5 protein-coding genes are annotated in these 10,083 nt (G+C 61.5%); 3 read left to right on the top strand and 2 right to left on the bottom strand.

The features are described from left to right. The 3 genes from LB543_RS33270 to LB543_RS33260 form a co-directional block, all read left to right on the top strand. Window positions 1–2,880: beta strand repeat-containing protein (locus tag LB543_RS33270; protein WP_411908807.1), on the top strand; the 2,880-nt coding region annotated here is incomplete at its 5' end. Between the two features lie 208 nt (window positions 2,881–3,088). Next, on the top strand, window positions 3,089–4,765 hold the full coding sequence (locus tag LB543_RS33265; protein ID WP_224617290.1) for a type I secretion system permease/ATPase: 1,677 nt from the start codon (window positions 3,089–3,091) through the stop codon (window positions 4,763–4,765). Further along, window positions 4,762–6,102, top strand: a complete 1,341-nt coding sequence (locus LB543_RS33260) for an HlyD family type I secretion periplasmic adaptor subunit (RefSeq protein WP_224617289.1) — start codon at window positions 4,762–4,764, stop codon at window positions 6,100–6,102. Before LB543_RS33265 ends, LB543_RS33260 begins: the two co-directional genes overlap by 4 nt. Window positions 6,103–6,503: 401 nt before the next feature. Here LB543_RS33260 and LB543_RS33255 read toward each other — a convergent pair whose 3' ends face one another. Further along, a complete protein-coding gene (locus tag LB543_RS33255; RefSeq protein ID WP_224617288.1) occupies window positions 6,504–9,479 on the bottom strand; it encodes a Tn3 family transposase in 2,976 nt (991 codons plus the stop codon). Between the two features lie 204 nt (window positions 9,480–9,683). Continuing rightward, window positions 9,684–9,869 (bottom strand): hypothetical protein, encoded by a 186-nt coding sequence (locus LB543_RS33250; RefSeq protein ID WP_224617287.1) that lies wholly within the window; start codon window positions 9,867–9,869, stop codon window positions 9,684–9,686. Window positions 9,870–10,083 lie beyond the last annotated feature (214 nt).

The following is a 10,083-nucleotide window of genomic DNA, read 5'->3' as shown; positions in this document are numbered from 1 at the left end:
GCGACGGTGTCGATCTCCGGCAACTTCGCGGCCGGCCAGGACGTGCTCGGCTTTACGAGCCAGAACGGCATCACCGGCAGCTACAATGCCTCCACCGGCGTGCTGACCCTGAGCGGGACTTCCAGCGTCGCCAACTACCAGGCCGCCCTGCGCTCCGTGACCTACTTCAACACGAGCGACGCTCCCTCCGGCGCGGCGCGCACCGTCAGCTACCAAGTCGACGACGGCTCGGCGTCGAACCACGCCAGCAACGTCGCAACGGCGACGGTGTCGGTCACCCCGGTCAACGACGCGCCGGTCGTCAACGCGAATGGCGGTTCGCTCTCCTACACCGAGAACCAGGCGCCGACGGCGATCGGCACCGCCATTGCGGTTTCGGACGTGGACAGCGCGAATCTGACCGGCGCGACGGTGTCGATCTCCGGCAACTTCGCGGCCGGCCAGGACGTGCTCGGCTTTACGAGCCAGAACGGCATCACCGGCAGCTACAATGCCTCCACCGGCGTGCTGACCCTGAGCGGGACTTCCAGCGTCGCCAACTACCAGGCCGCCCTGCGCTCCGTGACCTACTTCAACACGAGCGACGATCTGTCCGGCGCGGCGCGCACCATCAGCTACCAAGTCGACGACGGCTCGGCGTCGAACCACGCCAGCAACGTCGCAACGGCGACTGTGTCGGTCACCCCGGTCAACGACGCGCCGGTGAATACGGTACCAGGCGCGCAGACGACAGGGGCCAATACGAGCAAGGCGATCACCGGGCTGAGCATCTCGGATGTCGACGCGCGGACGGGCAGCGAGACGGTCACGCTCTCGGTCGCCCACGGCGCCCTGGCGGTATCGGGCGGGACCGCCGCGATCAGCGGCAGCGGAACCGTCAGCGTGACCCTGACGGGAACGGTGGCGGCCATCAACTCGACGCTCGGGGCGACCGTAACATACACCCCGGCGACCGGCTACAGCGGCGGCGACACGCTGACGATGGTCACGAACGACAACGGCAATACCGGAGGGGGCGCTCTCACCGACACCGACACGGTCACGATCACCGTTAGCCCGCCGGCCGACACGACGCCGCCGACGGTATCCAATGTCACCGCGAATCCACATTTGTCTAACACTACGAACAGTGGTGTCATCACAATACAATTCTCTGAGGTCGTAAAGCATAGCACCCTTAGCCTCGATAGTGGCGCAGGCTACATAACAATCTCCAAGGGAACTCTGTCAAATCTCATTGCAGTAGATTCGGGTGGAAATATAATCGGGGACGGCTCTGGTGATAGCCAGTTCTACAATATCACCTACACCAAAGGACCAGGTAACAACTCAAGTCTAACTCTGACCGTCGCACCTGGCTTCCAGGATTTGGCCGGCAACCAGCAGAACGCCCAATTCAGTACTTCGAATACGTTTCCAGCCGGCGTCTCCGGCGAGCCGATCCATCTCGGTCTCGCCGATCCGGGCGACGGCACGGCGCTCGTCACCGTCACGGTGAAGGATCTGCCTTCCGGCTTGACCATCGACGGCGCGACGCAGAACGCCGACGGGTCCTGGACGGTGCAGTCAAACGCCGTCCAGGAACTGACGGTCACCACGCCGGCCGATTTCGTGGGCGCGGCGGTGCTCGATGTCTCGATGATCTGGACCAATGCCGACGGCACGACGGGCAGCGTTTCGATCGCCGACAATGTCGAGGCCTATGCGCCGGGGTCGCCGATCTTCGCCTGGTCTGGCGACGACGTGCTCACCGGCTCCAGCGGCAACGATCTGTTCGTGTTCTCGCAGCCGATCGGCAACGATACCGTGCACAGCTTCGATGCTGCCGCCGACCAGGTCGATCTTATCGGCTATTCGGGCTTCCAGAGCTTTGCCGACGTCCAGGCCCATACCGCCGACGACGCCAACGGAAACGCGGTGATCACGCTCGGCGACGGGCAGTCGATCACGCTGGAGGGGGTGCATTCCTCGGGTCTCGGCACCGGCAACTTCGTCTTCGACCAGACGCCGGTGGTCAACAACGCCGGCACCATGACGCTCAGTGACGGCGCGCTGCTGCCGCTGAGCGGCACAATCAACAACACCGGCCTAATCTCTCTCGACGCCGCGAGCAACGAGACGCTGCTGCAACTCATCCAACACGGGATCACCTTGCAAGGCGGCGGGCAGATCGTGCTGTCCGACAGCGATTGGAACGTGATCTCCGGCACCAGTACCGACGTCACCCTGACCAATGTCGACAACACCATTTCCGGCGCCGGCCAACTGGGCGATGGCTTGTTGTCCCTGAACAACCAGGGGACGATCATCGCCACCGGCACCCACGCGCTGGTCATCGACACGGGGGCCAACACCACCGTCAACTCGGGAACGCTGGAAGCGACGGGTTCCGGCGGCCTGACGATCACCGGCACACTCGCCAATTCCGGGCTGATCTGGGCCAATGGCGGCAACATCACAATCAACGGCCAGGTCACCGGCGAGGGCGACGCCATCGTCGGCAATCTTTCGAAGCTGGAGTTCGGCACTGCATCGTCGGCGGGTGTCACCTTCGCGCAGAATGCGGCCGGCACGCTGGAACTCGACGATTCCTTCGATTTCAGCGGGCGGATCGGCGGCATCACCAATGACGACAAGCTGGACCTCAACGATATCCTGTTCGGTACCGGCACGACGGTCGCCTATCAGGCGAGCCAGGATGGTAGCGGCGGCACGTTGATTGTCTCGGATGGCGCGCACAATGCCACGCTGCATCTGCTCGGCACCTATGATGCGAACGGCTTCAAGCTTGCCGACGATGGCGAAGGCCATACCGTCGTCACCTACAATCCGGAGTTCACGCTGACGGGCGTGGCGGGCGGGACGAGCGAGTTCGTGTGACGCAAAGAGAGCGAGCCCGCAATCACGCGCGGCTCGCCCGGTTTCTGCGCCGGCGGAGTGTTTAGCTTACGAATTAAGGTTTATGGAAGGTTTACGTGCAGATCGGGTGGTCCGTTGAAGGATCCGGAGTAGTATTGGGTCCGGGCATGCATTTTGGACAGGGGGCGGTTCTCCGCTAGGTATTTTGAGTCTCGACAGCAAATCCAAGATGGTGAGGGAAGCGCTTCGCGCCTGTCGCCGCTATTTCCTGTTCGCGGCGGTGTTCAGCCTGGCGATCAATCTGCTTTATCTCGCATCCCCGCTCTACATGCTGCAGGTCTACGACCGGGTGGTCACCAGCGGCAGCGAGACCACGCTGGTGATGCTCACCCTGGTGTTGCTCGCCGCTTTCCTGGCTCTTGCCGGCCTCGACCTTGTGCGCGCCGCGATCCTGACACGCGCCAGCGCTCGGCTCGACCGGCTGCTTTCGGCCAAGATCCTAGCGGCCTCCGTCGAGACGCCGTCGCTGGGCGCATCGCAAAGCCAGCCGATCCGGGATTTCGACACGTTCCGGCAGGTTATCACCGGCAGCGGCGTCCACGCGCTGTTCGACCTCCCGTGGTCGCCGATCTATATCGGCATCATCTTCCTTCTTCATCCATGGCTCGGCTTTTTCGCGCTCGGTTCCTCGCTGCTCTTGATTGCCATGGCGGTGCTCAACGAATACATCGTGCGGGTGCCGCTGAAGCAGGCCAACGATCTCGCGACGGCCAACTACAATTTCACCGAGATGAGCCTGAGGAACGCGGAAGTCGTTCGCGCCATGGGCATGATCGACGGTCTCGTCCGCCGCTGGGGGCGCGACCGCGACCTTGCGCTGCGGCAGCAGGGGCAAGCCAGCGACCGGGCCGCACTCATGTCCGGGGTTATCCGCTTCCTGCGCCTCACCATGCAGTCGCTGATTCTCGGCCTCGGTGCCTATCTGGTCGTCGAGCGCCAGATCACGGGCGGTTCGATGTTTGCGGCGAGCCTTCTTCTGGGCAGGGGGCTGCAGCCGGTCGAACAGGTCGTCGGACTCTGGCGCAGCCTGATCCTGGCGCGGGCCGCCCTCGGCAGGGTCGAGAGGCTGCTTGACGGCGGCGCGCAAGGGGAACGCTCGTTCAACCTTCCCAAGCCAACCGGCAAGATCTCCGTCGAACAGGTCAGTTTCGCCATTCCAAGCCTGCAGAAGGTGCTGTTGCGCGATGTCTCGTTCAAGCTCGAGGCAGGCGAGGCCCTGGGCATTGTTGGCCCTTCCGGTGCCGGCAAGTCGACGCTCGCCCGTCACCTCGCAGGTATCATGCAGCCGAGTCGTGGCACGGTAAGGCTGGACGGCGCCGACATGACGCAGTGGGGAAGGGAGGCGCTCGGCGACCATATCGGCTACCTCCCACAAGACATCGAGCTGTTTTCCGAAAGCGTGGCTGCCAATATCGGGCGCTTCAAAACCGATGTCGACCGCGAGGTGATCGAGGCCGCCCGGCTTGCCGGCGTGCATGAGATGATCATCCGCTTGGCCCAAGGATATGAGACGCAGATTGGCATAGGCGGCGCGGTGCTGTCGGGCGGTTACCGGCAGCGCATCGCGCTTGCCCGAGCCGTCTTCGGAACGCCAAACCTCATCGTTCTCGACGAGCCGAGTTCCAATCTTGACGCCGACGGTGATCGTGCGCTCGCTGAATGCGCGCTGGAACTCAAGCGGCGCGGCAGCACGGTGATCATCGTGTCGCACAGGCCTTCGACTCTGGCCAATGTCGACAAGATCCTGCTGCTCAGAGACGGCGGGGTCGAGGCCTTCGGCATGAGGAACGAGATCGTGGCGCTGCTCAACCAGCGCGCCGCGCCGATTGCGGTGGCAACCCAATGACCGACATCGCGGCTACCCATCACAGCCTGTCCGGCGCCGAAAACGCGGGCGCCAACTCGGACTCGATCCGGGGTCCGGTCTTCGTCGGGTTGCTTATCATTCTTGGCTTCTTCGGTGTGTTCGGCGGCTGGGCGGCGATAGCGCCGCTCAATGGTGCGGTGCTTGCCGACGCGGTGGTGAAGGTCGAGGGCAACCGCAAGAGCGTTCAGCATTTCGACGGCGGCACGGTGAAGGAAATTCGCGTGAAGGAAGGCGATGTCGTCAAAGCCGGCGATGTACTGGTCGCGCTCGACGACACGCGGGCTCGTTCGGAGTTCAATCTCTACTCCCAGCAATATGCGCTGCTGCGCGCAACGGATGCTCGCATCCGCGCCGAACTGGACGGTAGCCAGGCGGTCACCTTCCCCAAGGACATATCCGCCGAGCACCAGAGCTATCTGCGGGACGCGATGGCAAATCAGATTGCCGACCTAGAGACCCAGCGTGCCTCGATGTCTGGCGCCAGGCAGATTCTGCAAAAGCGGATAGCCGAGCTTGATGAGCAGATCGACGGCAAAAAGGCGCGCGTCGAGTCTTTTCGCGCGCAGCTTCAGTCGACTGTGGACGAGAAGGTGGGGCTCAACAAACTGCTGAAAGCAGGACTGACGACGCGCACGCGCATTCTGGAACTCGATCGCTCGGCCGCCGATCTGCAGGGCCTCATCGATCAGGCGCTCGGCGAAATTGCCGGCGACCGCCAGAGCAAGGCCGAGCTCGAAAGCCAGATCGCGCAGCTCACCAACGAACGGCGTGCAAAACTCTCAGCCATGCTGATCGATACGCAATCGAATCTCGCCGACTTGGTGCCGAAGATGTTTGCCGCACAGGCCACCGTGGACCGCGCCGAAGTGCGCGCGCCCTACGACGGGCAAGTGATGGACCTTACTGTTTTTTCCACCGGTGCGGTTGTCTCTCCCGGCCAGACGATCCTCGATATCGTACCGACAAAGAATTCGCTGATCGTCCAGGCGCAGGTTCGCGTCGAGGACATATCCAGCCTGCGCGCCGACATGACGGCCGAAGTGCGCTTCACCTCCTATAAGCAGCGCACGACGCCGGTCATCCACGGCTGTGTCACCCGCATCTCTGCAGACCGTGTGACCGATCCCAAAACCGGCTTCCCTTATTATGTCGCCGACATAGCGGTGGACCAGCAGGAACTTGCTGCAGCGCCACAGATCCAGCTCTATCCAGGCATGCCGGCGTCCGTGATGATCGTGACCGAGCAACGCACCGCGCTGGATTACATTCTGGGACCCCTGGCGACGTCGCTGCATGGGGCGTTTCGGCAGAAATAGACAAGACAACGCGCGTCGTTCTGAAAGCCGACTTTCAGCTTCCGGCCCGGCATGACCGCCACTGCTTAGGATTGATGAAGCGGCTTCCGCTGTAGCGATCTCACTTCGGCGGTCGCCCTACGAGCAAAGACAGATCTGTAGCGCTTCCTTGTTCAACTTGGCGATGGGTGGCTGTCCCAGTCCAGTGGGCGGTGGGCGTTTGAGAACTGGTGGCGAGCTCGGCATCCGCTACGCCTCGAAGGCAGCACACGGCGATCCGGTAACCGGGTGCAGGTCACACCCAACTTCTGGACGCAGTGATCGCGGCGCACCTGTGGTACGCACCGAGGTAACTGACGCCAAGACGGGGTCAGAACAAGAGCAGTGCGAAATCGTACGCTAAGGTCGAACAGAGTGAGAACCTATGCGGCTCGCCGTAGCCCAGCCGGGAGTCTCAGCGACCGGAAGCCTTCCGGCAGGTGCTGCTCGCTATCCCAGGTGTAGATGCCGGTCAGATTGATGTGCTCCCAGCTCAGCGGCGAGATGTGCTTGAGGAGATGATCCGGAATCTCACGGCGGATGTTGCGTAAATGCGTGACTGCCCGTTCGATATAGACCGTGTTCCAGTGCACGATCGCGCTGACGACGAGGTTGAGGCCGGAGGCGCGGAAGGCTTGGCTTTCGAACGATCGGTCACGGATCTCGCCGCGCTCGTGGAAGAAGACAGCCCGCTTCAGCTTGTGTGCGGCCTCGCCCTTGTTAAGACCAGCCTGACATCGCCGGCGTAATGCAGGGCTGGAGTACCATTCGATCATGAAAAGGGACCGCTCGATCCGACCGAGTTCTCGTAGAGCCCTGGCAAGCTGGCTTTCCTTCGCTGATGCTGACAGCTTTTTCAAGATCGTGGACGGCACCACGGACCGCGTCGTGATCGACGCCGCCAGATGAAGCAAATCGTCCCAATGGTCGATAATCAGAGTGCTGTTAATCGGCGCCCCGATGTGCTTCGACAGTGCCGGATATGCATCGCCCTTCTCGAGGGTGTGGAACTTCCGGTCCTTGAGGTTGCGCAGCCGTGGCGCGAAACGCTTGCCGATCAGGGCGAACAGTCCGAAGACATGATCGCTCGCACCGCCGGTATCGGTAAAGTGTTCCTGGATGTCGAGGATCGTGTCCTGATCGAATAGCCCATCGAGCACATAGGCCGCCTCGCTTTCGGTCGGGCTGATGGGCAGGATGCTGAAGTAGCCGTACTGATCTGACAGATGGCTATAGAACTTCGATCCAGGCTCGCTGCCGTAGTGCAGATTGACGTCGCCGCGCTTTGCGGCTCGGTCGCTCGCGCGGAAGAATTGGCCGTCAGAAGATGACGTCGTCCCATTGCCCCAAAGTCGAGAATGAGAGTGACGAGTGTGCGCATCGGTAACGCATGCCTGCGCGGCACGATAGGTCTCAGGTCGAGCGTGGAATGTACGCATCCAGCCGATCTGATGCGCGCTGATTCCTTTGGATGCACTGGCCATTCGCTTCGGACCGAGATTGGTCGCATCGGCCAGCACTCCGGCCAGCATGGCCGAGACATTTCTTGGGACGTCGCCGGTGCGGACATGCGTGAATTGGTCGGCAAAACCAGTCCAATCGTGCACTTCCCTCAAGAGATCCGGCACCTCAACCATTGGATACATATCGCTGATCTCGGCATTCAGTTCCTCGGCGGCGGCAGGAACTTCGCCAGCGGTCGGTGTGACGATCAACATCCCGGCTTCAAGGCGAACACCTTCGAGCTTCCCTGACCGTGCTCTGTGCGCCAGGCGCTTCAGATTGAAGTCGAGCATCTGCCGCGCTTCGGCGAGCCAAGCCGCGCCATCACGCTGGACGCCCAATCCGAGCCGATCCTCTTCCTTCATTGTGGTGAATGCCGACCGCGGCATCAGGTGCTCATCGATCGGCCGGAAGGATCGGCTGCCGTCGACCCAAATGTCTGCAGATCTAAGCCTGTCTCGCAAAGCCGCGAGCGTTGCAATCTCGTAGACACGGCGATCAGGCTTTCCCTGTTCGAAGATGAGCCGTCGATCGGCTTGGCTGAGGTGGGTGACTGGGACGCGATCCGGGAGCGTCCGACGCCTCTCGGCATACAGGCGTTTCAGCAGCGAAATTGCCGCAAGAAGCGGATCGTGTCGCCGCGCCGATTGGAATGTGAGCGTCCGCAGAAAAGCACCGGCATACTTGTGCACGGTTGCATACTGTTCGGCCGCCAGGGCCAAAGGTGCCGCCTCGTTGTCCTCGACCATCGACTCAAGCTCAGGCTTCATCCGCAGCAACCGGTGCCATCCGACTTCCTGATCGAGTACCTCCAATGCGTTCTGGCCATAGTCATTGGCAGACTGCAGGGCGGTGATCGTATCGAGGAACATGCGCAGTGCCTTGGCGGTATCCCGTCTGCAGTCCATGTGTCGCTGCTTCTTTCGGTTATTGGCTTGCGAAAACAGCCGACCCATCAGCTTGATGAACATCGTCACCGCATCGTCGGTGAGCTTCTGGCCGAGCTTGATAACTTGGGCTACGATCAGAGCGTGCCGACGACTGGCATTGAAGTCATTGGCCAGCCATGCCGGCGTAGCATTGCCCTCCCGGATCATCTGGTCCCACCGTTCCGACGATATGCGCGCCTGCAACGTCGGATCGATTTCGAGAGCGCGCAGGAAGGCAACTCTTTCTGTCAGCCCGACCAGGTTCGACGCACCCGGCGCTTCTGGCGCCGAGCGCAGCCAATGAAAGCGTGTCTGGCCGATCGATGGGTCAACCTCTAAGAGCCTATCCAATGATTGAAGCGTATCGAGCGAGATGTCTTCAATCAGAGTTCTCTCTGCCCGCCGGCGCGCTATCGCACGGCCACCAAGGCCGATCCGTTCGATCGTGTCGATTGCCGGCAGAAGAGAGCCGCGTTCACGAAATGTGGCGACAATGGAACTGGCTATCGCAGCGCCGTCGTCGGACATCGCCGCCGTCTGAATTCCGGCCAATAGCGCGGCTCGACGATCTTGCGCCGTCGCGCTTCTCGTATCCAGATACACCATTAGGCGCGCCGTGTGATCGCGACGGGTTTCTTCACGGCGTGCATAGAGCGCGAATGCTTCTGGATCGGCGCCGATTTGGTCAGCAACATATCTGAGCATGGCGCGCGGCGGGCTCTCTTCTGCTCCCAACACTCGGCCAGGGTATCGCATCAGACATAGCTGAACGGCAAAACCCAGCCGATTATGCTCACGCCTCCGCAGCTCAATCTCCAGTCGATCTGCGGGTGACAACGAATAGTGCCGGATCAGGCTATCCTCGTCGGCTGGTATATCGAAAACCTTCTGTCGATCATGAACTTTGAGAAGCTTCCGTTTTGCCATCGTCCGACTCCCCAGGACCAATCTGCCGGGAGCGTTGTCGAGTCGGACGGACGAAGAAACCAAAACTGGTGCCTGGCGGTGCCAATCCACAGAGATCGGAGGTTGCACATCCAAGCTCCGGCACAGTTCATGTTCCGTTCGCCCTTAGCGTACGATTTCGCACTGCTCTTGTTCTGACCCCAGATAGTGGCAAGTAGGGACTGGTCAGCTACGCAAACGGATTGAAGGCACCAGCACTTCTGTCAAGATCCGGGGCTCGAACCGCCGAGGTGCGATCTGCGCGCGGCCAAACCGTAGCTCCCAGGTCGCCGCCTTGCCGGACTGGTGGAAATTCTTAAGCAGCGCAAAAGAGACGAAAGACGAAGGGTCGGTTCTTTTCTTGTCGTCCAAGTGCCCTGCATTCCGCCGTCGCTGGCCTAGATGGGCTTCACGGATAGCGAGTTCCAAACACGTACACGACATTGACTGCCAGTGAGCACCTCGGAGTGTCTCGCTCGTCCCGGTTCGACCGGTCACACCATCTTCTTCTCTGCTTGCAAGTTCCGGCCTTCAGTGTCGAGCGTGCGCTCGGCACCGAACTCTTAATGCTCTCACGGCACCACAG

This window comes from Mesorhizobium sp. ESP7-2 (genome assembly GCF_020164715.1).
GTDB lineage: Bacteria > Pseudomonadota > Alphaproteobacteria > Rhizobiales > Rhizobiaceae > Mesorhizobium.
This window is presented reverse-complemented; position numbering and strand designations above follow the sequence as displayed.